The organism is Pseudomonas sp. PDM22, assembly GCF_014851965.1.
Classification (GTDB): Bacteria; Pseudomonadota; Gammaproteobacteria; order Pseudomonadales; family Pseudomonadaceae; genus Pseudomonas.
On sequence record NZ_JACVAR010000007.1, the window covers coordinates 282,705 to 307,298 of the forward strand.

18 protein-coding genes are annotated in these 24,594 nt (G+C 68.0%); 9 read left to right on the top strand and 9 right to left on the bottom strand.

Annotation, left to right across the window (positions count from 1 at the left end; genetic code table 11):
• Positions 1-6: 6 nt before the first annotated feature.
• A complete protein-coding gene (locus IB255_RS24715) occupies positions 7-906 on the top strand; it encodes a LysR family transcriptional regulator (protein ID WP_192210986.1) in 900 nt (299 codons plus the stop codon).
• On the opposite strand, the gene IB255_RS24720 is transcribed toward IB255_RS24715, so the two are convergent.
• The 7 genes from IB255_RS24720 to IB255_RS24750 all read right to left on the bottom strand — a co-directional run bounded on the left by IB255_RS24720 (position 903) and on the right by IB255_RS24750 (position 8,662).
• The gene (locus tag IB255_RS24720; RefSeq protein ID WP_192210987.1) at positions 903-2,138 is read right to left on the bottom strand and encodes a BatD family protein; all 1,236 of its coding nucleotides are present in this window, start codon (positions 2,136-2,138) and stop codon (positions 903-905) included. The two genes, IB255_RS24715 and IB255_RS24720, sit on opposite strands and share 4 nt — an antisense overlap.
• On the bottom strand, positions 2,135-3,625 hold the full coding sequence (locus tag IB255_RS24725; RefSeq protein ID WP_192210988.1) for a VWA domain-containing protein: 1,491 nt from the start codon (positions 3,623-3,625) through the stop codon (positions 2,135-2,137). The genes IB255_RS24720 and IB255_RS24725 overlap by 4 nt, the downstream gene beginning before the upstream one ends.
• Complete coding sequence (locus IB255_RS24730; protein ID WP_192210989.1) at positions 3,626-4,600, bottom strand: VWA domain-containing protein; 975 nt, start codon at positions 4,598-4,600, stop codon at positions 3,626-3,628.
• Positions 4,587-5,081 (bottom strand): DUF4381 domain-containing protein, encoded by a 495-nt coding sequence (locus IB255_RS24735; RefSeq protein ID WP_192210990.1) that lies wholly within the window; start codon positions 5,079-5,081, stop codon positions 4,587-4,589. Before IB255_RS24735 ends, IB255_RS24730 begins: the two co-directional genes overlap by 14 nt.
• On the bottom strand, positions 5,078-6,028 hold the full coding sequence (locus tag IB255_RS24740) for a DUF58 domain-containing protein (protein ID WP_192210991.1): 951 nt from the start codon (positions 6,026-6,028) through the stop codon (positions 5,078-5,080). Before IB255_RS24740 ends, IB255_RS24735 begins: the two co-directional genes overlap by 4 nt.
• Positions 6,009-6,983 carry an AAA family ATPase gene (locus tag IB255_RS24745; protein WP_081520383.1) on the bottom strand — a complete coding sequence of 325 codons (975 nt, stop codon included), beginning with the start codon at positions 6,981-6,983 and terminating at the stop codon, positions 6,009-6,011. The genes IB255_RS24740 and IB255_RS24745 overlap by 20 nt, the downstream gene beginning before the upstream one ends.
• Before the next feature lie 86 nt (positions 6,984-7,069).
• Positions 7,070-8,662, bottom strand: coding sequence for an arylsulfatase (locus IB255_RS24750; protein WP_081520382.1), 1,593 nt, complete (start codon positions 8,660-8,662; stop codon positions 7,070-7,072).
• A gap of 342 nt (positions 8,663-9,004) precedes the next feature.
• On the opposite strand from IB255_RS24750, the gene IB255_RS24755 reads away from it, so the two are divergent.
• The 3 genes from IB255_RS24755 to IB255_RS30865 all read left to right on the top strand — a co-directional run bounded on the left by IB255_RS24755 (position 9,005) and on the right by IB255_RS30865 (position 14,833).
• Complete coding sequence (locus tag IB255_RS24755) at positions 9,005-10,861, top strand: DUF1302 domain-containing protein (protein ID WP_168190544.1); 1,857 nt, start codon at positions 9,005-9,007, stop codon at positions 10,859-10,861.
• Between the two features lie 29 nt (positions 10,862-10,890).
• Positions 10,891-12,255, top strand: coding sequence for a DUF1329 domain-containing protein (locus IB255_RS24760; protein WP_192210992.1), 1,365 nt, complete (start codon positions 10,891-10,893; stop codon positions 12,253-12,255).
• 160 nt (positions 12,256-12,415) lie between these two features.
• Positions 12,416-14,833, top strand: a complete 2,418-nt coding sequence (locus IB255_RS30865) for a helix-turn-helix transcriptional regulator (RefSeq protein ID WP_225594996.1) — start codon at positions 12,416-12,418, stop codon at positions 14,831-14,833.
• Here the strand turns inward: IB255_RS30865 and IB255_RS24770 are convergent.
• Positions 14,813-15,727: a LysR substrate-binding domain-containing protein gene (locus IB255_RS24770; protein WP_081520379.1), complete on the bottom strand. Its 915-nt coding sequence runs from the start codon at positions 15,725-15,727 to the stop codon at positions 14,813-14,815. The two genes, IB255_RS30865 and IB255_RS24770, sit on opposite strands and share 21 nt — an antisense overlap.
• Positions 15,728-15,881: 154 nt before the next feature.
• On the opposite strand from IB255_RS24770, the gene IB255_RS24775 reads away from it, so the two are divergent.
• The 5 genes from IB255_RS24775 to IB255_RS24795 all read left to right on the top strand — a co-directional run bounded on the left by IB255_RS24775 (position 15,882) and on the right by IB255_RS24795 (position 21,402).
• Entirely contained in the window at positions 15,882-16,709 is an 828-nt protein-coding gene (locus tag IB255_RS24775; RefSeq protein ID WP_192210993.1) for a MaoC family dehydratase N-terminal domain-containing protein, read from the top strand.
• A 47-nt stretch (positions 16,710-16,756) separates the two neighbouring features.
• Positions 16,757-17,917: an acyl-CoA dehydrogenase family protein gene (locus IB255_RS24780; RefSeq protein WP_192210994.1), complete on the top strand. Its 1,161-nt coding sequence runs from the start codon at positions 16,757-16,759 to the stop codon at positions 17,915-17,917.
• Between the two features lie 18 nt (positions 17,918-17,935).
• On the top strand, positions 17,936-19,285 hold the full coding sequence (locus IB255_RS24785) for an MmgE/PrpD family protein (RefSeq protein WP_192210995.1): 1,350 nt from the start codon (positions 17,936-17,938) through the stop codon (positions 19,283-19,285).
• Between the two features lie 78 nt (positions 19,286-19,363).
• Positions 19,364-20,554, top strand: a complete 1,191-nt coding sequence (locus IB255_RS24790; protein WP_081520375.1) for a CaiB/BaiF CoA transferase family protein — start codon at positions 19,364-19,366, stop codon at positions 20,552-20,554.
• Between the two features lie 14 nt (positions 20,555-20,568).
• Positions 20,569-21,402, top strand: coding sequence for an HpcH/HpaI aldolase/citrate lyase family protein (locus tag IB255_RS24795; protein WP_192210996.1), 834 nt, complete (start codon positions 20,569-20,571; stop codon positions 21,400-21,402).
• Between the two features lie 255 nt (positions 21,403-21,657).
• Here the strand turns inward: IB255_RS24795 and IB255_RS24800 are convergent, their stop codons facing one another.
• Positions 21,658-24,366: a LuxR C-terminal-related transcriptional regulator gene (locus tag IB255_RS24800; protein ID WP_192210997.1), complete on the bottom strand. Its 2,709-nt coding sequence runs from the start codon at positions 24,364-24,366 to the stop codon at positions 21,658-21,660.
• Between the last annotated feature and the right edge of the window lie 228 nt (positions 24,367-24,594).

Sequence of the window (24,594 nt, forward strand, 5' to 3'; positions counted from 1 at the left end):
ATCAGTATGGAGCTGCGCCAGATTCACCAGTTCCTCGCCCTGGCCGAGACCCTGAACTTCCGCGAGGCCGCCGAGCGCCTGCACATGTCCCAGCCGCCGCTGTCGGTGTCGATCCGCAAGCTGGAGGAGGAGATCGGCCTGCCGCTGTTCGAGCGCACCACGCGCCAGGTGGCCCTCACCGAAGCCGGCGAGGCGGTCCTGCCGGAGCTGCGCAAGGTGTTGCTGCACTTGCAGCAGGCGCGGCGTTACGCGCTTGAGGCAGGGGCCGGGGAACGCGGGCAATTGACGTTGGGTTCGGTCGGCTCGGCGACGCTTTCGCTGATTCCACAGCTGATTCCGGAGTTCCGCCGGCGCTATCCGGGCATTGCCCTGGAGCTGCGCGAGCTGCCTTCCAGCGGCGTGCTGGAACTGGTGGAGAATGGCGGCGCCGATGTCGGTCTGGTGCGTTTCCCACTGCCGCAGCCGACGGCGCTGAAGCTGATCCCGCTGGTGTGGGAGCCGATGATGCTGGTGGTCCCGCAGGACAGCCCGCTGGCCCAGAGTGGGCGTAGCCGCGTGCACCTGGCGGAAGTCGCCGACCAGCCGCTGATCGATTACCCGCACACCGAGGGCCTGCACTACGTGCTGTTGCAGCTTTGCCAGGCGGCGGGGTTCGTGCCGCAACTGGTGCATTCCACCACCCAGGTGCAGGCGGCCATCAGCCTGGTGGCGTGCGGTCTGGGCGTGGCGCTGGTGCCGGCGCTGCATGCGCGCAACTCATCGGCGCCGGTGTGCTTCCTCGAGCTGGAAACCCCGCACCAGGAGCGCACCGTGGCACTCGCCCTGGTCTACAACCCGGATAACGAGAGCCGTGTGGTGAGGCAGTTCCGCGATGTGGCGGTAGAGTTGCTGGCCGCGGAAGGCTAGGGGTTGAGCTTGCGCAACGCAGGCGGACGGGGTTTCCGCTCGCCACGCTGACGGCGCAGTTCTGGCAGCAGTCCACGCAGCACGCGCAGGCCCCGTTCGGCATCGGGTGTACTGCCGTACAGCAGGCGCAGGGTTCGTTGCAGCTCGGTCGAGCGCACCTGCTGCCTCTGCAGCCAGAGATAGAGACCATCCAGCCGCGCAGGCCGCTGCTGCAGTTGCCGGTGCAGCCGACGCCAGGCCCGATGTTCCGAATGCCGGTAGCGTTGGCGCAGCCGGCTGACGAGTCGCTGCAGCCATCGCAGGGCCGCTGCGGCGGGCACGGCCAGCCAGTGCCAGGCCAGCGCCAGGCCGGCAATCAGCAGCAGAGCGGCCAGCGCGTGCCGCTCGATCCACAGCCCCAATCGATCGTGCCACGCCCTGTGGTTCACCGAAGGCGGTGGTGCGGCCACCTCCAACGTCAGGCCCGGCAGTTGCTCCACGTGCAGTTCGCCGTTGCTGGCTTGCCGCCAGCGCAGTTCCAGCGGCGGCAACTCGATGCGTCCCGCGCGCTCGAACTGATAGTCGACGCTGTCGACACGCAGCGCGCCATCACTGTGGCCGCGCCCGTCGTCGAGCTCCTGCAGTCGGACGGGGTTCGGATACTGGCGGGTGCCTCCCACGGCGGCGAATTCGGCGGGAGGCAAAAGCTCCATCGGCGCGCCCCGTACCCGCAGCTCGACGCGGCGCTCCAGGCTGTCACCCACCTGAAATACAGCCGCTGAAGGTCGCAGAACCTGCTGCAGTTGCACCGAGTCGGCGACCAGGCGGGCGCCGTCGTCCGGTGCGGGCGATACCCCGAAGCTCAACGGCCGGCTGTTGGCGTGAAGCGTGGCCGTGGCTTGCCCGACCTGCGCGCTGACCTTGAGCGCGGGAATCTCGAAACGCTGCGCCTGACGGGGCGTGATCCGGTACTGGTAACGCAGGCCAAAGAAGGTCTGCCCGTCACGCTCCACCGTCAGGTGCACGGGGGAGCCGGCTGGCTCGGCCACGCGGGTGCCTGGCAGTTGCAGGGCAGGGAGCTGCGGCGCGGCGGTGAACCAGGTGTCCGTCAGTACGTCCAGCTGCAGCGTCAGCGTCGCGCCGAGACTTACCTTGGAATCGGGGATGAGCTGGGCTTCGACGCGCAATTGTGGTCCGTCTGCATACGCGGCAGTGGCGAGCAGCATCAGCAGCAACTGCAGGACCCGCTTCAAGGCCTGTCCTCCCCGATGTGGCTGCCCTGCGCGCGGAACTTGTTGCGCAGGAAGGCGGCGGGAGAGGTCTGCAGGCTGTCCAGCCAGTGCTCGTCGGCCGGTCGTTGGCCCGAGGGCTGGGCAATGCTGCGGCCCTTGTCCGCCGAGTCGTCGATGACTTCATCGTCGCCGCGTTGCTTGGGTGCGTTTTGCGCGGCGTCTTCGCGGTCCTTTTCCAGCGCTTCCACCAGCGCAAGGTTGGCGCGGGCTTCGGGGAAGTCGGCCTTCAAGGCCAGGGCCCGGCGATAGGCTTTGATGGCCTCGGTGAGGCGGTATTGTCGGGCTTGGCAATTGCCTGCGTAGAACTGCGCCTCGGCCGTGTCGAGACGGGAGAACAGCGCGAGGGCGCCGGCGTAGTCCGCTGCCTGATAGGTCGCCAGTGCCTTCCAGTAGGGATCGTCGAAGCGCTCGGCGGCCAGTGCCGGGCGTCCATGCTGGAGGGCCCAGCGGCCTTGCTGGTCCGGACTGGCGAAGGCGTCCAGCCAACTGGCGGCCATGGCGGGCGGGCTTGGCAGGGCAGCGCCCAGGGCCAGCAGCGCAGCCCCCAGCCAGTGGACCCTACAACCACGGCGCAGGCTGAGCAGCACCACCGGGAGCAGCGCCCAGCACAGCCAGTAGCCGACTTCCCGCGAACCTTGCGCAGCTTCCTGGCGGGCCTGGAAGTGTCGCACGGCTTGCTGGCCGATCCAGCGCACGTCGCTGTCGTCCGGGCTCAGTGCGCGCAGGCCGGCATCCAGGGCGCTGGCCAGTTCGGTCAGGGAGGCGGAGCGGCCTGAGGGCGCCGCGCTGCAATCCACCAGCAGCCATTGCAGCGCATCGCTGGCGTGGCGTTGCAGGTCGTTGAGTTCGCGCGGGTCCGCATTGTCGGCGAACAGCACCAGGCTGGCGGGCGTGCCGGCTTCCTCCGAAAGGCTCGCGGCCAGATGCTGGACGCCACGCAGGTCGCTGCCGGGTGTTTCGATCAGGGCGGTGGACAGCGCCTGGACGTAGCTTTCCAGCAGGCCGGGGTCGTCGGTGGGCGGCAACACCAGGTGTGCGCTGCCGGCATAGGCGATCAGCGCGGTGGGCGCGCCCTGGCGATCCCTGAGCAGATCGCGCAGCTTGCGCTTGGCGGCTTCGAGGCGGGTGGGGCGCAGGTCCGGTGCATCCATGCTGGGCGACAGTTCGACGGCGAGGATCAGCAGGCCGCGATCATCGGCGAAGTCAGTGGCGTGCCCCGGCCAGACTGGGCCGGCAACTGCCACTGCGCCGAGGCAGAGGAACAGCGTCAGCAGGTGTGCGGGGCTGAGCCGGCCCGTGCCGGGCTGATCGAGCAACAGGTGTTGCAGCAGGTGCGGGGCGATACGTTCGGCCAGCCGTTGGCCGAGGTTCTGGCGACGGCGCCAGAGCTGCAGCAGCAGGAGCGCCACGACGATCAGTAGCAGCCAGAGCGGTCGATGGAATGGCATTCAGGCTCTCCGCAGGATGGGCAGGCGCACGGCGCGGGCGGCCAGCAGATGGCCGCAGCAGGTCAGCAGCAGGGCCAGGCCCAGCGGCCAGTAGAAGCCTTCATGGCGCGGGCGGGGGCCCAGCCGTGGCTGTGGGTGCGGAGCGCTGCGGTCCAGTTCGGCGTAGACGTCGGCCAGCGCCCGGCTGTCTTCGGCACGGAAGAAGCGTCCGCCAGTGGTCTCGGCCAGGACTTGCAGGCGCTCGCTGTCGACTTTCTCCGCACCCTGCCCGCGACTGTCGCCGATGGCGATGGCCTGTAGCACTACGCCGCGCTGCACCGCCAGTTCCACCGCGCGCTCCGGAGGAACGGCACTGGCGTTGTCGCTGCCGTCGGTGAGCAGCACGATCTGCTGTGCACGCAACGCCGGCCCGTCCAGCACGCGCAGGCTCAGGCCGATGGCATCGCCGATGGCGGTATCCGGCCCGGCCATGCCGATGGCGCTGTCGTCCAGCAGGCGCAACAGGGTCTTGTGATCGAGAGTCAGCGGGGCCTGCACGTAGGCGCCGCTGCCGAACACCACCAGGGCGAGACGGTCGCCGCTGCGCCGGGCAATGAAGTCGTGCAGCACCTGTTTCACTGCCGTGAGCCGGACCAGCTGGCGCCCCTGGGTGTCGCGATAGTCGCGGGTGGCCATGGATTGCGACAGGTCGATGGCCAGCACCAGGTCGCGCGCCGGCTCGATCAGCATTTGCGGCGGTTCATAAAAGGCGGGGCGGGCGAGGGCGAGCAGCAACAGGCACCAGTTGAGCTGGTTCAGCCAGCCCTGCCAGCGTGCGGGAGCCTTGCCCAAGGGTGCGTGATGCACGCGGCGCAGTTCGCTGAAGAACGGCACGCGCAATGCCGTGCGCGCCACGCGCTGCTCGGGCAGCAGCCAGATCGCCAGCAGGCCCAGCGGCCACAGGGCCAGCACCCAGGGGTAATCAAGCTGCCACACGGTGAGCCTCCAGCCAGAGGCGCACCTGGGCGAAGAGGGCGTCCCAGTCCGCTTGCGGCCAGCGCTGCAGTTGCGCAGAAGGGGCGTAGGCGAGCTGCGCCAGGCGTTCCGCGAGATCGGAAGCCAGCGGCCACGGGCAGTGCCGTTGCAGGAAGGCCTGCCAGGCCGGGCCGTTAAGCGTGGTGATTTCCGCGTGGCGATTGCGCAGTTCGGGGATCGACAGCGCGCAGCGCTTGAGCAGCGAGGCCAGCTCGCGCCGCTGTTCCGCAGCTTGCAGCACCAGGAGATCGAGTTGTGCCAGGGCTTCACGCCGGTACTGCTGGCCGCGCCAACGTCGGTAGCGTCGCAGGCCGAGCAATGCCGCCACGACGATCAGGACCATCAGCAGCACCCACCAGCCCCAGGCCGGCGGCCAGTAGGAAGGCAGCGGCGGCAGCGGCAACTCCTGCAATTGCCGCAGGTCCGGGGCCACGCTGCTCATGCCAGGACTCCGAGGCGCAGCAGTTCGCGGCGCAACTGGTCCAGCGGCGCTTCGGCGGTGCTCAGGCGCAGCAGCGGCACCTGGGCCAGGCGCAGGTGTTCCGCCACGCTGTCCAGGCGACCACGGAGGTAGTCCTGCATGGGATGGCGCACGGTCTTGCGGCGCAGGTCGAGGTCCAGCCAGCCAATGCCATCGCTCAGGCTCAGCGGCGTGTCGCCGTGCAGCTGAAGGGCGAGCGGGTCCTGTACCTGCAAAGCGAGAATCCGGTGGCGCCGACGCAGTTGCTGCAGCAGGTCACGGGTGTGCTCATCGCAGCCCGAGAAGTCGCTGATCAGATACAGCTGCCCGCCACGCTCCGGGCCACTGAGCAGCGTTTCCAGCAACGGGTTCAGCCGCGCGCCGTTCGCCGGGGCGCTATCGGCAGACAGTGCATGGTTGTGCCGCAGCATCGCCGCGCAGAAGGCGCGAATGCCGGCCGGGTTGCGGGTGGGGCGCAGGCGCTCTTCATGGCGGTCACCGAACACCAGCCCGCCGACCCGGTCGCCGCCGTGCAGCGCGCTCCAGGCCAGCAGCGCGCCCAGTTCCACGGCCAGGGTGGATTTCAGGTAGCGCCGCGAGCCGAAGAACATGTCCATGCGCTGGTCGACCCAGATCAGCGCGGGGCGCTCGCGCTCCTCGCTGAAGCTGCGTACCAGCGGCGTGCCGTGGCGCAGGCTGGCGCGGCTGTCGAGACGCCGCAGGTCGTCGCCGGGTCGGTAATGGCGCAACTCCTGGAAGTCCAGCCCGCGCCCGCGCAGGGTCGAAGCGTGCTGGCCGATCAGGCTGGCGGCGGCAAGGCGGGTAATGCGTGCGCCCAGGCGCCGCGCGGGCATTTCCAGGGCCAGCAGGCGGCCGAGGTCGGCGTAGGCCCGGCCGTCGGCGCGGCGCTCAGGCGGGAATGGCGACATGGTCGCGCAGCCGGCAGAGCACGGCGTCGGTATCGATGCCTTCGGCCACCGCCTCGTAGCTCAGCAATAGGCGATGGCGCAGGACGGGCAGCAGCACCGCGTGGATATCGTCGGGCAGGACGTGGTCGCGGCCTTCCAGCCAGGCGTGGGCGCGTCCGGCGCGGTCCAGGCTGATGGCGCCGCGCGGGCTGCAGCCAACCTCGATCCAGCGCGCCAGTTGCGCGTCGTAATCGGCGGGGCGGCGACTGGCGCGCATCAGGTCCACCAGGTAACGGTCGATGCTCGGCGCCACTTCGATGGCGGCGACCTGCTCCCGTGCCGCCAATAGAATCTCCGCGTCCAGCGGCTCCACGGCTTCGCGGGCGCGAGCACCGCCGCAACCTTCGGCACGCAGCAGGCGCAGCATGGTTTCCTCGTGCTCGGGCGCCGGGTAGTCGAGCTTGAGTTTCATCAGGAAGCGGTCCAGCTGCGCTTCGGGCAGCGGGTAGGTGCCTTCCTGTTCGATGGGGTTCTGCGTGGCGAGCACCAGGTACAGCTCGGGCAGCGGGTAGCTGCGGCCGGCGCAGGTGATCTGGCGTTCTTCCATGGCTTCGAGCAGCGCCGCCTGGACCTTGGCCGGCGCGCGGTTGATTTCGTCGGCGAGGATCAGGTTGCCGAACAGCGGGCCCGGCTGGAACTGGATTTCGGCATGCCCGCCGTGGGCGTGGAGGGTTTCCGCGCCGGTGATATCAGAGGGCAGCAGGTCGGGGGTGAACTGGATGCGGCTCATCCTGCCGTGCAGGTGTTGCGCCAGGGCCTTGACCGTGCGGGTCTTGGCCAGCCCCGGGAGGCTTTCCAGCAGCAGGTGGCCGTCGGCGAGCAGGGCGATGAGCAGTTGTCGGATCACCGTTTCCTGGCCCAGCACGACGCGGCAGAGGTTGCGCTCCAGGTCCAGGAGCGGAGTGCGAATGTCCAAGAGGGGGCTCCGTGCGGTCACGCCTGGGGTTGTACAGTGCGCGGTGAAGCACCACACCCCTCGTAACGGAGGGGTGTGGTGGTGGCTCAGGGCTTGGCGGCGGCCTGTTGCTGTCTGGCCTTCTCGGCGATCTTCTGGTACACGGCCTGCTGCACCTGGTCGATGGTGAAGCTGGCCGGGCGCTGGCTCGGCGGCCAGTCGACGAAGGTCTGCAGGAATTGCGCGGATTTCATGGTGGCGATGCCCAGCAGGTAGGCGTTCTTCACCAGCCAGTCGCTGTACTGGTCGGAGACGATGTCGGCGGTCTCGTACGGGTCCATGCGCAGGTTGAACAGCTTGGGAATCCGCAGGCAGACGAAGGGCTCGCTCCACACCTCGAAGCCACCAGGCTTGCGCTGTTCGCAGAACACCGCCTTCCAGTCGCCGAAGCGCATGGCCACCAGTTGGCCGTCGTCGTTGAAGTAATAGAACTCGCTGCGCGCGCTCTTCGGGCTCTTGCCGGTCAGGAAGGCGAGCTGGTCGAAGCCGTCCAGGTGGACCTTGTAGCTGGTGCCGCCGGCAACCGGCGCCCAGCCCTTGAGCAGTTTGTCCTTGGCGTCGGGCACACCGACGGCGGAGAGCAGGGTGGGGAACCAGTCCAGCCCGGAGAACATCCCGTTGGAGACCTGTCCCGCCTCGATGTGCCCCGGCCAGCGGACCATCGCCGGCACGCGGAAGGCGCCCTCGTAGTTGGAGTTCTTCTCGTTGCGGAACGGCGAGGTGGCGGCGTCCGGCCAGGTGAAGCGGTTCGGCCCGTTGTCGGTGGTGTAGATGACGATGGTGTTTTCGGTGAGCTTCAGGTCATCCAGGGTCTTGAGCAGTTTGCCGACGTCGCCGTCGTGCTCGAGCATGCCGTCGGCGTACTCGTTGCCGGGCATGCCGCTCTGGCCCTTCATCGAATCGCGCACGTGGGTATAGAGGTGCATGCGCGTGGTGTTCATCCAGACGAAGAACGGCTTGTCGGCCTTGGCCTGCTTGTCGATGAAGTTGATAGCCGCCTGGGTGGTCTCGTCGTCGATGGTCTCCATGCGCTTTTTGGTCAGCGCGCCGGTGTCCTCGATCTTGCCGTCGGCGTAGGAGTGGATCACCCCGCGCGGGGAGAAGTGCTGGACGAAGGGGTTGCTCGGGTCCTTGGGCCAGTACGGGCGCTCGGGCTCTTCCTCGGCGTTGAGGTGGTAGAGGTTGCCGAAGAACTCGTCGAAACCATGCTTTGTCGGCAGGTATTCGTCGCGGTCGCCCAGGTGGTTCTTGCCGAACTGGCCGGTGGCGTAGCCCTGGCCCTTGAGCGCCTGGGCCAGGGTGATGTCGCGGTCCTGCAGGCCGACCGGCGAGCCCGGCACGCCGACCTTGGTCAGCCCGGTGCGCAGCGAGGCCTGGCCGGTGATGAAGGTCGAGCGCCCGGCGGTGCAGCTGTTCTCCGCGTAGTAGTCGGTGAACAGCATGCCTTCCTTGGCGATACGGTCGATGTTCGGCGTGCGGTAGCCGACCACGCCCTGGGAATAGGCACTGATGTTGGTCTGGCCGATGTCGTCGCCGAAGATCACCAGGATGTTCGGTTTGTCGGCCGCCTGGGCGCCGGCTCCAGCCAGCAGGCCGACGGCCAGGGCGAGCCGCGGCAGCCAGCTGCGTTTGCGGGTCATAGCACGGTTCTCCGTGATGCTTGTTGTTGTGGTTTGCAGGCCCTGGCGCAGGTGGCCGGGCACAGGGCGCCATTGAACGCGGCAAGGGGTGGGGTGCAAATCACCCGTTGGGGTGGTTCGCCGGATGGTCGTGAGCGGGCGATGTCCAGGGGTGTTACGGGGGGTATCGCGGGGTCGGCCCGCCCCAGGGGAAAGGCTCGCGGGAACGCTGCCGGGTAGAGCGGAAAAAAGCCGGGATCACCTGCACGGGTGAGGATGAAAATCACCTGATCGGGCGGTTTTGGCGGGCCTTGCGCACTGCCAGCATGCGCACTCCAACACCTGGACCACCTGGAGTACCGCATGCCAACAATAACAATGCGCGGACACTTTCGACCGCAGGCGCTGGCGCTGGCCATCGCCCTGGCGAGCGCACCCTGCGCACACGCCGTGAACTTCAATATCGGGGAAATCGAAGGCCAGTTCGACTCGTCGCTGTCCCTGGGCATGAGTTGGGCGCTGAACAATCCCGACCCGAATTTCGTCTCCAACTACAACGTGGTCGGCGCCAAGGGCAAGGCCGCCTCACGCACCGCCGACGATGGCCGGCTGAATTTCAGCAAGGGCGACGTATTCTCGAAGATCTTCAAGGGCACCCACGACCTCGAACTCAAGTACGGCGACTCCGGTGCCTTCCTGCGCGGCAAGTACTGGTATGACTTCAAGCTCAAGGACGAGGACCTGCGCTACTACAACATCGACGACCATGGCCGCGACCAGTCGGCCCAGGCCTCGGGCGGCGAACTCCTCGACGCCTTCGTCTACCACAACTACCAGCTGGGCGACCGGCCGGGCAACGTGCGCTTCGGCAAGCAGGTGGTGAGCTGGGGCGAGAGCACCTTCATTCCCAACTCGATCAACTCCATCAACCCGGTGGACGTCTCGGCGCTGCGCCGCCCCGGCGCCGAGGTGAAGGAAGCGCTGGTGCCGATCCAGCTGCTGTACTTCTCCCAGGGCCTCTCCGAGAACGTCACCGCCGAGGCCTTCTACCAGATCAAGTGGGACAAGACGATCACCGAGAACTGCGGCACCTTCTTCTCCGTGGACGCCGTGGCCAAGGGCTGCGACGACCGCCTGGTGATCGCCGGCCCGGACTTCGCGCCCAACGACCCGCGCGCCAACGCCGGCACCATCCTGGATGTCGCCGGCAACCGCGCCAACGCCTACATCCCGCGCACCGACGACCACGAGCCGGGCGACTCAGGGCAGTTCGGCCTGGCCATGCGCTGGTTCCTGCCGGACTTCAATGACACCGAGGTGGGTGCGTACGTGATGAACTATCACAGCCGCAACCCCTTCCTGAGCTTCACCCGCACCACCTACGCCGGCGCCTCCAACGCGCTGACCACCGCCAGCCGCGTGCGTGGTGCGAGTTACTTCGTCGACTACCCCGAAGACATCCGCCTGTATGGCCTGAGCTTCCAGACCAACCTCGGCGGCGTGGCGCTCAACGGCGAGGTCAGCTACCGGCCGAACATGCCGATGCAGATCAATACCGCCGACCTGAACCTCGCGGCGGTCAACCAGGTGGGGCTGGTCAACGGCGTGGCCACTGCGGTGTCGCCGGTATTCGTCGACGGCCAGGCGGTGAATGCGCCGGGCGCAGCCATCGAAGGCTACAAGCGCCTGCCGTTCACCCAGGTACAGGTCACCGCCACGCAGTTCTTCGACCAGGTGCTGGGCGCCGAACGGCTGACCCTGGTGGGCGAGGTCGGCTACGACCACATCAGTGGCATCGGCAGCTCGGTCGGCGATCTGCGCTTCGGCCGCAGCCCGACCTTCGGCGCCGGCGAACTGCTCGACCAGTCGGTGTGCGTGGGCACTGCTGCCGGCACCAAGACCGCCAGCAACCCGCAGCAGGAGTGCAACAACAAGGGCTTCTACACCAGCAGTTCGTGGGGCTACCGCGTGCGTGGCGTGCTCGATTACCCGAACGTCATCGCCGGCATCAACTTCAAGCCGAACATGGCCTGGTCACAGGACATCAACGGCACCGGGCCGAGCTTCGAGGAAGGCGCCAAGGCGATCAGCCTGGGCCTGGATGCCGACTACCAGAACACCTACACGGCGAGCCTGAGTTACACCAACTATTTCGGCGGCGATTACAACACCCTGACTGACCGCGACTACATGTCCGTCAGCGTCGGCGTGAACTTCTGACCCTTCGCCCGCAAGAACTGGAGAGCAGCATGCACATGATGAGTTTGATGAAGGGCACCATCCTCGGTCTGAGCCTTCTGGCAAGTTCGGTACACGCCGCAGTGTCGGCTGACGAAGCCGCCAAGCTGGGTGCCAGCCTGACGCCGCTGGGTGGCGAGAAGGCCGGTAATGCCGACGGCAGTATCCCGGCCTGGGATGGCGGTCTGAAGCCGGGCGCTGCCAAGGTGGAGAACGGTTTCCTCGGCGATCCCTTCCCGGACGACAAGCCTCTGTTCGTGATCACCGCCGCCACGGCCCAGCAATACAAGGACAAGCTGAGCAATGGCCAGGTGGCCATGTTCAAGCGCTATCCCGACACCTACCGCATTCCGGTTTACACCACCCGCCGCACGGCGGCCAGCCCGCAGACGGTCTATGAAGCCGCCAAGGTCAGTGCGCTGCATACCGAAGAAGTGGACGGCGGCAATGGCCTGGCCAACTTCCAGGGACGCAACTATGCCTTCCCGATTCCGAAGAACGGCGTGGAAGTCGTCTGGAACCACCTGACCCGTTATCGCGGCCCCAATCAGCGGCGCCTCAGCGCCCAGGCAACACCGCAAACCAACGGCTCGTTCACGGCGGTCGAGTTCGAGGAAGACCTGAGCTACCCGCAGCTCCTCAAGGACGCGGATCCGAAACAGACCGAGAACGTCCTGTTCTTCTACAAGCAGCGCGTCACCGCGCCGGCGCGCCTGGCTGGCAATGTGCTGCTGGTCCACGAGACCATCGACCAGGTCAAGGAACCCCGCCTGGCCTGGGTCTACAACGCCGGTCAGCGGCGCGTCCGCCGTGCTCCCCAGGTTGCCTATGACGGCCCCGGCACCGCCGCCGACGGCATGCGTACCTCCGATGACTCGGACATGTACAACGGCGCGCCGGACCGCTACGACTGGAAACTGGTGGGCAAGAAGGAGATGTACATCCCCTACAACAACTACCGGCTGTGGTCGCCCAAGCTCAAGTACACCGACATACTCCAGGCCGGCCACGTCAACCCCGACCTGACCCGCTATGAACTGCACCGGGTGTGGGAAGTAGTCGCGACCCTGAAGCCGAACCAGCGGCACATCTACGCCACGCGTCGTTTCTACTTCGACGAGGACACCTGGCAGGCCGTGGAGTCCGAGGCCTACGACGGTCGCGGCCAGCTGTGGCGCGTTGGTGAAGGCTTCGCGGTGAACGACTACCAGCAAGGCACGGCACTGTACGCGGTGAACGCACTGAACGACCTGATCGCCGGGCGCTACCTGGCCATGGCGATGATCAACGAAGCGCGGCGTGGCATCGACTACAGCGCGCAGCCGAGCATGAGCGACTTCACCCCCGCGGCCCTGCGCAACGCCGGTATCCGCTGATCCGCGCTGCCTGAAACAGCCCGGCGCCGCGACTCTCGTGGCGGCGCCGGGTCAGGGCTAGTCCTGCGGCTAGTCCGAACGACCGATTGTCCCGCCTCGCCCCGCAATGATCTTCTGACACCCCGACGCAGCACGAACTACAACGATAACGGGTGTCGCCATGTCCAGTTTCCCCGCCATTGCCACCGCCACGCCGGTCGCCCTGCAATTGCCCCGCGAGCCACTGCTGCACGCCCTGCTGGAGTCGCCCCGACGCCTGAACCTGCTGTGCGCCCCGGCTGGCTATGGCAAGAGCGCACTGGCGCGCGCCGTGCTGGAGCGCCTGCCGTCGAGCTGTGCCCGCGTCTGGCTCGACTTCGCCGGGCAGCCCCTGGCGCTGAGCGCTTGCTGCGCCCAGATCGCCCGTCAGCTGGGCCTGATCGACAGTGACCCGGCCAGCGTGCAACTGGCCCTGCAATCGCGCCGGCAACCCCTGTGGCTGGTGCTGGACGACTACCCTCAAGCCGCCGACCCCGAGCTCGACGCCTGGCTACAGCGCCTGCTCGGTCTCGCAGAAGCACCGCTGTATCTGCTGGTGAGCAGCCGCCAGCGCCCGGCCTGGAACCTTTCGCGCCTGCTGCTGGATGAACGCCTCTGTGAGCTGGGCGCCGCGCGTCTCGCGTTCAGCCGTGACGAATGCGACCTGCTGGCGCTGGCGCAGGGCTACGACGCCGACTGCCGCGAGCGCCTGTGGGCTGCGACCCAGGGCTGGTGCGCTGGCGCGCGGCTGGTGCTCAGCGCGCGCGACGGCGTGCACGCGCCGGGGGAGGTGGCGTCCTGGCTGCGTACCTACCTGTCCCAGGAGCTGCTGGGGCGGCTCGATGCCGAGACTGGCGCGATGCTCTGCGGTCTTGCCTACCTGCCGCGCTTCAACCGGGAAATCTGCGCGAGCCTGTGGGAAGAGCAGGGCGGCGTGCTCTTCGACCGCCTGCAACAGGGGCAGGGCTTCTTCCTCGCCCTGGATGCCGAGGCCAGCTGCTTCCGCCTGCCGCCGCTGGTGGCCAAGGCATTGCAGTGCCATCTCCAGGGCCCGGCGCTGACCCGCCTGCGCCTGCGTGCCTGTGGCGTGCTGGGCCAGGCCGGCTGGCTGGACGAAGCCATCGAGATGGCGCTGGAAGCCGGGCAGCCGGAAGTCGCCGCCGGCTACATGGACCGCCTGGACATGGACTGGCTGTTCAGCGGCCGTCACCTCGGCCTGCTGCTGGAGTGGCGCGAGCGGCTGCCGGCGACCCTGCTGGAAAGCACCCCCCGGCTGATCAGCCTGAGCGCCCGTGCGCTGCTGTTCAGCTGGCGCCTGGACGAAGCGCACCAGTGCATCGAGCGCCTGGGCAACTTCCTGCCGCAGCCCCAGGCCCCGCGCAACCGCCGCCTGCTGGCCAACTGGCTGGCTCTGCGCGGTGCGCTGGATGGCATGCACGGCCGCCTCGAACAGGCCCGCGATCACTGCAATGCGGCACTCGAAGACCTGGAGGCGCGCGACTGGCGTTCGACCCTGTTGTGCCTGACCACCCTGGCGCGGCTGGACATGGCCACCGGCTCGCTGCCGCAGGCCCGACGTATCCTCCAGGCTGCGCTGGAGCTGGCGCGACGCCAGGGCTGCCTGGCCAGCGAAGTGCTGATCGACTTCGACCGCGTGCGCCTTTGCCTGCTGGCCGGCGAGCGCGAACAGGCCCGCAGCCTGCTGGACGCTTGCCGCGAGCGGCTGCCGGCCAGCGGCGAGGGGCATGAGCTGCTGCGCGGGCGTCTGGCCTTCCTCGATGGCGAACTGCGGTTGCTGCAGGGCGATGCCATGGCTGCTGCGGCCGCGCTGGAAGGCGGGCTGGGCCTGGCGCGTTCCTGCGCCGACCCTTACATCCTCCACGGCCTGCTGGGCCTTGGCGAAGCGGCCTCGCGCAGCGGCGACGCAGCGTCCGCGCAACGCTACTGCGAGGAAGCCGAACGCCGCATGCACTGCTGGAATGTGCAGCCCGATTGCTACCGGCTGTCGCTGGAAAGCCTCAAGTTGCGCCTGCTGGCGCGTCAGGGCCAATGGCTGCGCCTGCACCACGAGGCGACGGTGCTGGACGGGGAGCTGGAACAGCGCCCGGAGCGGGTCGCACCGCTGCATACGCCATCACTGCCGCAGCGCGTGCGCTACCTGCTGGCGCTGGCGGAAGCCGGCTGTGGCCGGATCGACGCCGCGCGGGCCCGTCTGCTGCAGTTGCGTGAAGAGTGCCAGGCCCTTGGCTATCAGGCATTGGCGGGCGAGGCCGAACATGCCTTGAACAGCCTGCGGGTCGAGATCGCCCCGGAGCGCCTGCCCAGCCTGTTGCCGACGTCCAGCGGCGAGGCCGAGGACAGCGCCCACGGCCTCACCGCGCGGGAAGTGGCCGTGCTGCGTCTGCTCGCCGAGGGCCTGTCGAACCAGGAGATCGGCAACAGCCTGTTCATCTCGCTCAACACCGTGAAAACCCACGCCAAGAAGATCAACGTCAAGCTCGGCGTGCGCCGGCGCACCCAGGCCATCGTCCGCGCCAAGTCACTGGGGCTGCTCGGTTGAGCCGGCCTCCTGCATGCCGCGCAGCAGGTCCACCAGCGCGCGGGCACAAGCCGGCAGGGCCTCGCGGTCGCGCAGCAGCACGCTGCGTTCGCGTACCACCCAGGGCTCGTCCAGCGGCAGAATTCGCAGATTCATGGTGCGGCTGTGGCGGATGGCGGCGGTCTCCGGAATCACGCCGATGCCGACCCCGGCCTCGACCATCCGGCAGATGGCTTCGAAGCTGGCCACCTGGATACGCAGGTTGAGGTCGCCGCCCATGCGCTCGACCCGTTCGCGCAGGAAGCTCTGCAGGGTGCTGCCTTCATGCAGGGCGATGTGCGGGTAGTCCAGGGTGTCGGCGAGGGTCAGGCGGGGCAGGGCACAAAGCGGGTGGTCGGGCGCTACCGCGAGGACCAGCCGGTCAGTGCTGAAGTGGACGATCTGCAGGCCTTCGGCGCGCACCGGGCCGGCGACTATGCCTAAGTCCGCCGAGCCGTCGAGGATGGCGCGGACGATGTCGCGGTTCAGCCGCTCCTGCAGGTCGACGCTGACACCGGGGCGCTCGGCGAGGAAGTCCGCCAGCAGTTCGGGGAGGAATTCGGTGACCGCCGTGGTGTTGGCGAAGATGCGGATGTGCCCGACCTGGTCGCCGGCCTGGCCGCTGAAATCGCTTTTCAGGTGGTCCACCTGGCGCAGGATCAGGCGCGCGTGCTGCAGCAGGCGCTGGCCCGCCGGGGTCAGCTCGACACCACGGTTGTCGCGGTAGAGCAGTCGGCAGTCGAGCTGGCCTTCCAGCGCCTTGATCCGTGCGCTGGCGGCGGCCGCCGAGAGATGGGCGCGACGGGCGCCCTGGGTCAGGCTGGGGGCTTCGGCGATGTGCGCGAAAAGCCGCAGGTCGGCGAGGTCGAAATGCATGGGCGGTTCTCCGCGAAGCGACCAACAGCGGCGCTAGGCTTGAAGTGTAGAAATGGCGTTAGGCATTGCCTAACGCTGGATTATGAAAATGTGGATTCGACGAACGCAAGCCCTGTTGCATGCTCCGTTCATCAAACCTGCCAAGAGGTCCGCAATGAGCGATTCACCCTACGCCGACTGGATCGGCCGCTCCCAGGAGCGCGAGGAAGAACTGAGTACGCTGCTGGTCCGCCGTCTGGCCGTGACCCTGGCCGAAGACGCCCCGGCTGCCGGCGAGGCACTGCCGCCGCTGTGGCACTGGATGTTCTTCCAGGATGAAGTGACCGAGCCGGGCCTGGGCGCCGACGGCCATCCGGCGCGGGGCGGCTTCCTGCCTCCGGCCGATGGGCGCAACCGCATGTGGGCCGGTGGCCGCCTGGAGTTCCACGAGCCGCTGCGTGTCGGCGGCGTGGCGAAGCGCACCACCACAATCCTGAATGTCGAGGAAAAGCACGGCCGCACCGGCTCGCTGCTGTTCGTCACCCTGCGCCACGAATTCGCCCAGGACGGCCGCCTGGCGTTCAGCGAGGAGCAGGACATCGTCTACCGCGAGCCCACTCCGCCCAAGCTCACAAGCGGCGATGCGCTGCCCGCCGGGGACTGGAGTGAAGCAGTAGAGCCGACGCCGATCCTGCTGTTCCGCTACTCCGCGCTGACCTTCAACGGCCACCGCATCCATTACGACTGGCCCTACGTCACCGAGGCCGAGGGCTACCCCGGCCTGGTGGTGCACGGCCCGCTGATCGGCACCCTGAACCTGCGCGCGTTCTGCCGCGCCAACCCCCAGGCACGTCTGCGCCGCTATGCCTACCGTGGCCTGCGCCCGCTGATCAGCCCCGAACCGTTCGACGTCGGCGGCCGCCTGAGCGGCCCTGGCAAGGCCGAAGTCTGGGCCGGCAACGGCGCCGGTATCGCCCAGCGCGGCGAAGTGGAATTCGACTGACCGCACCGCTTCCGGTGCCTCCAACAAGAAAGACATGAGGTGTTTCGATGACGTCCACCCCCGAAGAACTCCAGGCCATCCGTGACGGCGTGCGCGCCCTGTGCGCGGAGTTCCCCGCCGAGTACTGGCGCAAGATCGACGAAGAGAAAGGCTTCCCCGAGGACTTCGTCCGCGCCATGACCGAAGCCGGCTGGCTCTCGGCGATGATCCCGGAAGAATACGGCGGTTCGGGCCTGGGCCTGGCCGAAGCCTCGGTGATCCTCGAGGAGGTGAACCACTGCGGCGGCAACTCCGGCACCATCCACGGGCAGATGTACAACATGTTCACCCTGCTGCGTAACGGCAGCGCCGAGCAGAAGGCCTACTACCTGCCCAAGCTCGCCAGCGGCGAACTGCGCCTGCAGTCCATGGGCGTCACCGAGCCCACCACCGGCACCGACACCACCAAGATCAAGACCACCGCCGTGCGCCAGGGCGACAAGTACATGATCAACGGCCAGAAGGTGTGGATCTCGCGCATCCAGCATTCCGACCTGATGATCCTGCTGGCCCGCACCACGCCGCTGGCCGAGGTGAAGAAGAAGTCCGAAGGCATGTCGATCTTCCTCGTCGACCTGCGCGAAGCCATCGGCAACGGCCTGACCGTGCAGCCGATTGCCAACATGGTCAACCATGAAACCAACGAGCTGTTCTTCGACAACCTGGAGCTGCCGGCCAGCAGCCTGATCGGCGAGGAAGGCAAGGGCTTCAAGTACATCCTCGACGGCCTCAATGCCGAACGCACGCTGATCGCCGCCGAGTGCATCGGCGACGGCCGCTGGTTCACCGAGAAGTCCGCCCAGTACGCCCGTGACCGCGTGGTGTTCGGCCGCCCGATCGGGCAGAACCAGGGCGTGCAGTTCCCCATCGCCGAGGCGCATATCGAGATCGAGGCTGCCGACCTGATGCGCTGGCGCGCCTGCCAGGAGTACGACAGCGGCAAGAACGCCGGCGCCGCCGCCAACATGGCCAAGTACCTGGCTGCCAAGGCCAGCTGGGAAGCGGCCAACGCCTGCCTGCAGACCCACGGCGGCTTCGGCTTCGCCAACGAGTACGACGTCGAGCGCAAATTCCGCGAGACCCGCCTGTACCAGGTGGCGCCGATCTCCACCAACCTGATCCTGTCCTACGTGGCCGAGCACCTGCTCGAACTGCCGCGCTCCTTCTAAGCCGGGACGAGAAGAACAATGAACAATACCCACGCCCTTGCCGAGTTCCTTGCCGGCCTGCGCTACGAAGACCTGCCCACGTCCGTGGTCGAGTACACCGAGGAGCTGTTCGTCGACTGGCTCGGCTCGGCCCTGGCCAGCCAGAACCGCCACCCGATCCCGCTGTTCCAGCGCTACGCCCAGCGCATGGGCCCGGCCAGCGGCAAGAGCCGCGTGCTGGTGGACGGCAGCTCGACCTCCGCGTACTTCGCCGCGCTGGTCAACGGTGCCAGCTCGCACCTGGTAGAGCAGGACGACCTGCACAACAGCTCCGTGCTGCACCCGGCCACCGTGGTCTTCCCGGCGGCCCTGGCGGCCGCGCAGGAACTGGGCAAGTCCGGCCGCGAACTGATCCTCGCCAGCGTTGCCGGCTATGAGGCGGGCATCCGCATCGGCGAGTTCCTCGGCCGCTCGCACTACCGCATCTTCCACACCACCGCCACGGTCGGCACCCTGGCTGCCGCAGTGGCCGTGGGCAAGTTGCTGCGCCTGGACAGCCGGCAGTTCGTCAACTGCCTTGGCAGCGCCGGCACGCAGGCCGCCGGGCTCTGGGAGTTCCTTCGCGACGCCGCTGACTCCAAGCAGCTGCACACTGCGAAAGCCGCCGCTGACGGCCTGCTCGCCGCCTACCTGACGGCCGATGGCCTGACCGGCGCGCAGAACATCCTCGAAGGCGAGCAGGGCATGGCTGCCGGCATGTCCAGCGACGCCGACCCGAGCCGTCTGGTGGACGGCCTGGGTACCCGCTGGGCGCTTTGCGAGACCTCCTACAAGTTCCACGCCTCCTGCCGCCACACCCATCCCGCCGCCGATGCGCTGCTGGGCCTGATGCAGCGTGAAGGGCTCAGCCATGGCGACATCGCCAAGGTCACCACCCGCGTGCACCAGGGTGCCATCGACGTGCTCGGCCGCGTCGTCGTGCCGCAGACGGTGCACCAGGCGAAGTTCTCCATGGGCACCGTACTCGGCCTGATCGCCGTACACGGCAAGGCCGGTCTGGTGGAGTTCGAGGAATTCTCCCTGGACGATGCCCAGGTGGCGGCGTTCCGCGAGAAGGTCAGCATGCAGCTCGATGCGGAAGTGGACGGTGCCTACCCGCGGCGCTGGCTGGGCCGCGTTGACGTGCTCACCACCGACGGCCGCCAGCTGCACGGCGCCATCGACGAGCCCAAGGGCGACCCGGGCAACGGCCTGAGCCGCGCCGAGCTGGAAGACAAGTTCCGCCGCCTGCTGGCCTTCGCCGGCCAGCGCAGCCAGGCCGAAGCGGATCGCCTGGTGCAGGCCAGCTGGGCACTGCACCAGTTGCCGAGCCTCGACGTCTTCCACTGAGTCTTCTGCGGGCGGCCAGTCCGCCCGATTCTTCCGAAGCAAGCGCGTCGGCCAGCCGGCCGGCGTCTGGAGTTGCCCATGAGTTCGCGTCCCCTCGACGGCATCACCGTCGTCAGCCTGGAACACGCCATCGCCGCGCCGTTCTGCACCCGTCAGCTGGCCGACCTCGGCGCCCGCGTGATCAAGGTCGAGCGCCCCGGCGTCGGCGACTTCGCCCGTGGCTATGACGAGCGCGTGCGCGGCCTGGCCTCGCACTTCGTCTGGACCAACCGCTCCAAGGAAAGCCTGTCCCTGGACCTCAAGCAGGAACCGGCGCAGGCCGTGCTGGAGCAACTGCTGGAAACCGCCGACGTGCTGGTGCAGAACCTCGCGCCGGGCGCCGCTGCGCGCCTGGGGCTGTCGTTCGACGCGCTGCACGAGCGCTTCCCGCGCCTGATCGTCTGTGACATTTCCGGCTACGGCGAAGGCGGCCCCTACGAGCAGAAGAAGGCCTATGACCTGCTGATCCAGAGCGAGAGCGGCTTCCTCTCGGTGACCGGCGGGCCCGGCGCCGACGAGATGGCCAAAGCCGGCTGCTCGATTGCCGACATTTCCGCCGGCATGTACGCCTACAGCGGCATCCTCTCCGCGCTGTTGCTGCGTGGCCGTACGGGAGAGGGCAGCCGCGTCGAGGTGTCGATGCTCGAAGGCATGGCCGAGTGGATGGGCTTCCCCATGTACTACGCCTTCGAAGGCCAGTCGCAGCCGCCGCGCGCCGGCGCTGCCCACGCCACCATCTATCCCTACGGGCCGTTCCCCACCGGCGACGGCGGCAGCGTCATGCTCGGCGTACAGAACGAGCGCGAGTGGAAGCTGTTCTGCGAAGTGGTCCTGCAGCGTCCGGAGCTGGCGGTCGATCCGCGTTTCACCGCGACCAGCCTGCGGGTGGCCAACCGCGATGCCCTGCGTGGACTGATCGTCGAAGCCTTTGCCAGCCTTGGCGCCGAACAGGTGGTCGAACGCCTGGAACAGGCGCAAATCGCCAACGCCCACGTCAACGACATGCGTGGCCTGTGGCAACACCCGCAACTCGCCGCCCGCGACCGCTGGCGTGAGATCGACAGCCCGGCCGGCCGCCTGCCGGCGCTTTTGCCGCCGGTGAACAGCAATGCCTACGCCCCGCGCATGGACGCCGTGCCGGCATTAGGTCAGCAGACGGATGACCTGCTGCAGGAACTGGGTTATACCCCCGGTGATATCCAGCGCCTGCACGAGCAGGGCGCGGTATGACCCAGGAGAACCCAATGATTCAGCAAAGCCCGGCGGATTCCATCGTGCGAACCGCGCTGTTCGTTCCCGGCAGCCGCCCGGAGCGTTTCGCCAAGGCCCTGGCCAGCGGCGCCGACGCGGTGATCGTCGACTTCGAGGATGCTGTCGAGGCCTCGCTCAAGGCCCAGGCCCGCGACAATCTGGAAGCCTTCCTCGGCGCCAATCCGGAGGCCCGCGTGCGGGTGCGGGTGAATGCCGCTGGCGATCCGGAACAGGCCGCCGATCTTGAACTCTGCCGGCGCCTGCCGGGCGTCATCGGCATCCTGCTGCCCAAGGCCGAGCGCGCCATGCAGGTGCGTATCGCCGCGTCCTGCGGCAAACCGGTGTGGCCACTGATCGAGAGCGCCCGTGGCCTGCTCGCACTGGGCGAAATCGCTGCCTGCGAGGGTGTGGAGCGCCTGACCTTCGGTGGCCTCGACCTGGCGCTGGATATCGGCATGAGCAGTGGCACCCAGGCTGCCGCGATGGTCTATGACCAGGTGCGCCTGAGCCTGCTACTGCATTCACGGGTGAACGACCTGCAACCGCCGCTGGACACCGTGTTCCCCGCGTTCGACGACGCCGAAGGCTTCGCCGCGACCATCCGCCATGGCCGCGACCTCGGTCTGCTCGGCGCGCTCTGTATTCATCCGAAGCAGGTCGATGTCGCCCATGCGGCGCTGGCCCCGAGCGCGGACGAGCTGGATTGGGCGCAGCGGGTGGTGGCTGCCGCGCAGAGCGGCGCGGCGGCCTTCCAGGTCGACGGGCAGATGGTCGATGCGCCGGTGCTGGGCCGCGCCCGGCGGTTGCTGGCCAGCGCTGGCGACTGATTTCCAGTGTTTCCTGTAGGAGCGGGCCATGCCCGCGATCGCGCGCATGGCCCGCTCCTACAGGTCAGCTCCGCGCTTGCGCTTCCCCCTCACCCCAGCCCTCTCCCTGAGGGAGAGGGAGCAGATCGTGCCGGCTGACACTTGGGTTTCACCCTGTGCCGAACGGTCCCCTCTCCCCTTGGGAGAGGGTTAGGGTGAGGGGTCATCCGAGCGAAGAAGTTTTTGGACAGAACCCTGGCAGTGCGCCATGCATGTTCAATCCAGCAATCCCCGCGCCCGCGCAATCGCCACGGCCTCGGTGCGCCCCTGGGCGCCGAGCTTGGCGTTGATGTTGCGCAGGTGCGACTTCACGGTGAACTCGGAGAGGAACATCTTCTCGGCGATCACCTTGTTCCGGTGCCCGGCTGCCAGCAGGCGGATCACCTGGATCTCGCGGGTGGTCAGGCCTTCGCCGGCAGCGCCGGGTACCTGGCCGTTGCTCGGCGTCTCGCCATGGCCGACGAAGCGCTGCAGCAGGGTGGTGAGGAAGCGCGGCTCGATGCCCAGCGCCCGCGACTGCGCCTGATGCGGAACCGCCCAGCGTTGCAGCAGGCCACCCAGGCGCGGGCCCTCGTCGAGGAAGGTGCGCATGAAGCCTTCATGGCTGGCGAAGCGCAGCGCCTCGCTGAGTGCCTCGAAGGACTCCTCGGTTCGCTCCAGGGCACTGAGCGCGAGGGCATGCAGCAGGCGCAGCTTGAGTTCGCGGCGATGGTGCTGGCGGGTGTTGGCCTCGGCCATGGCTTCGCGCAGCTCGCGCTCGGTGTCCTCGCAGTCGCCCTGGGCGATGCGCAGGCGGAAGCGGGCGATGCTCGGGGTGTCCACGTCGTTGCCATGCAGCAGGATGCCCGGCCGCTCCCAGTCACCATGCAGCTCGGCATAGCGCAGGGATTGGCGGGCCGATTCCAGTCGATTCTCCAGGGTGGCCGCGCGTGCACGCTCCAGCCAGGCCGAGCAGATCACCCGTGCCGAGCCGGACTGCTGTCCGATCTGTTCCAGGTCCGCCAGCAGGCGCAGCCAGGCGTCGCGATCGCCCTTGAGCAGGGCGACGCGGGCCAGCAGGACATGGCAGGAAATCAGTGAATCCGGCGGGCTGCTTTCCTTGGCGTGGGGCAGCACTTCGCCCAGCAGCTGTTCCACCTCATCCAGCGCGTCGGTTTCGTAGAGCGCAATGGACAACGTGATCTCCAGCGACGGCCGCCCGGCGAGAATCTTCTCCGCGCCCCCCGCGGTCTGCGTCGGGAAGGCCGCCTGCAGGCGCGCCACGGCATTGCCCAAACGCCCCTGGATCATGTCCAGCGCGCCCTCCAGGCAACTGGCGACGCTGCCCATGGACTGGGTGCGGCTCTGCGAGCAGCGCAGGATCGCCCGCGACAGCAGGCGCCGCGCCTCTTCGTAGCGTCCAGTGGAGACCAGGCTGTAGCCCAGGCAGTTGGCGATCACGCCGTACTGGAACTGTTCGTCATCGGGGATGCGCTGGATGTGCGCCAGGCCCGCTTCGCAGCAGGCTTCCACCTGGTCGGTGAGGGCGAACAGCAGGCAGCGGATGGTTTCCGCTTCCAGCGCCAGCGGTTGCTCGCCGTCCTCGGTGGCGCCACGGATCAGCGCGATGCTGGCCAACGCGTCGGTGTAGCGGCGGTGCAGGGCGAGGGTCCAGGAATAGCCCAGGCAGAGGTTGGGATAGCGCTGCAGGGTCTGCGGCGGAATCTGGTCCAGCCAGCGCAGCAGCAGGCGCGAACGGCCCACGTCCATGAATTCGCCGACATGCCGGGTCAGGTGCAGCGCGGCCTCGTCGCGGGCGCCGGCCTGCAGCAGGTGGTCGATGGCCGGCACCGGACGCTGCTCGGCCAGGTACCACTGCGCCGCCAGCTGGTGCAGCCGTGCGGCATGGCCGGGGTAGGAGCGCTGCAGGGCGTCGCGCAGGTAGCTGGCGAACAGGCTGTGGTAGCGGAACCACTGGTGTTCGCTGTCCAGGGGGAAGAGGAACAGATTGGCGCGTTCCAGGTAGGCGAGCATTTCCTGGCCGTCCTGCCCGCCGGTGACGGCGTTGCACAGCGGCACGCAGAGCTGGTCAAGCACGCTGGTGAGCAGGAGGAACTGCCGGCAGGCCTCGCTCTGCCGCGCGAGGATGTCCTCGGTCAGGTACTCGGCCAGCTCCAGGTTGCTGCCGGAGAAGCTGGAGACGAAGGCTGCGTGGTCGTTGCGCCCCTGCAGCGACAGGCTGGCGAGGTAGATGGCGGTGATCCAGCCCTCGGTACAGCGGTAGAGGGTGGCGATCTCGGCGTCACGCAGCGGCAGTTCGCGCTTGTCGCGGATGAAGCGCGTCGCCTCGTCGAGGGAGAAGCGCAGCGCGCCGGGGTTGAACTCCAGCAGCTGGCCACGGGCACGGATGCGCCCCAGGCCGATGTCCGGTGTCGAGCGGGAGGCCAGCACCAGTACGCCGCAGGGCGGCAGGGTGTCGATCAGCTGCTGGACGAAGTTGAGCACCGCCGGGTTGTGGATCGCCTCGAATTCGTCCAGCAGCAGGGCGAAGGGGCGAGTGCGGTCGGAGAGTTCTTCCAGCAGCGTCTGCATCTGCTGGGACAGGCCCTGCGGCTCGCCGGTCGGCGTGGCGTCGAGTTGGCGCAGGCCGTTGGCGAGGTGGGCGACGAAGCGTTGCAGGTCGTTGTCCGCGGCATCCAGGTTGAGCCAGAGCACCTGGCGCTCCTGGGCCAGGCAGCGCTCGCGGTACTGCTGCAGGAGGGTCGTCTTGCCGAAGCCGGCGGCGGCGCGGATCAGGATCAGCCGCGCGCTGGACTGCTCCATCTGCTCCAGCAGGTGCTGGCGGGGCAGATGGCTGGCGGAGACGGACGGCGTGGCGAACTTGCTCGACAGGATGCGCAGGGGCGCGGTCCCGGTGGCAGAGGCGGCGGAAAACTGGGCAGACATGGCAACTCCGCTGGCCGGTCGTGTGGCTGCGCTGGGCGCGCCGCCGGCTCAATTGTTTTTCTATGTCGCGGCATCTTGCCATGGCCGGCGGCGGGATCGCAGTCGTCCATTCGAACTACTCGACAGTTTGAGGCACGCCAGAGCCCCGAAATTCGGCCCGAGCGGACTAGTCCGTGATTCGTCCGTTCGATCCATTGTTGCCCGCTGGCCCGTCGCTAGGCTGGGGAG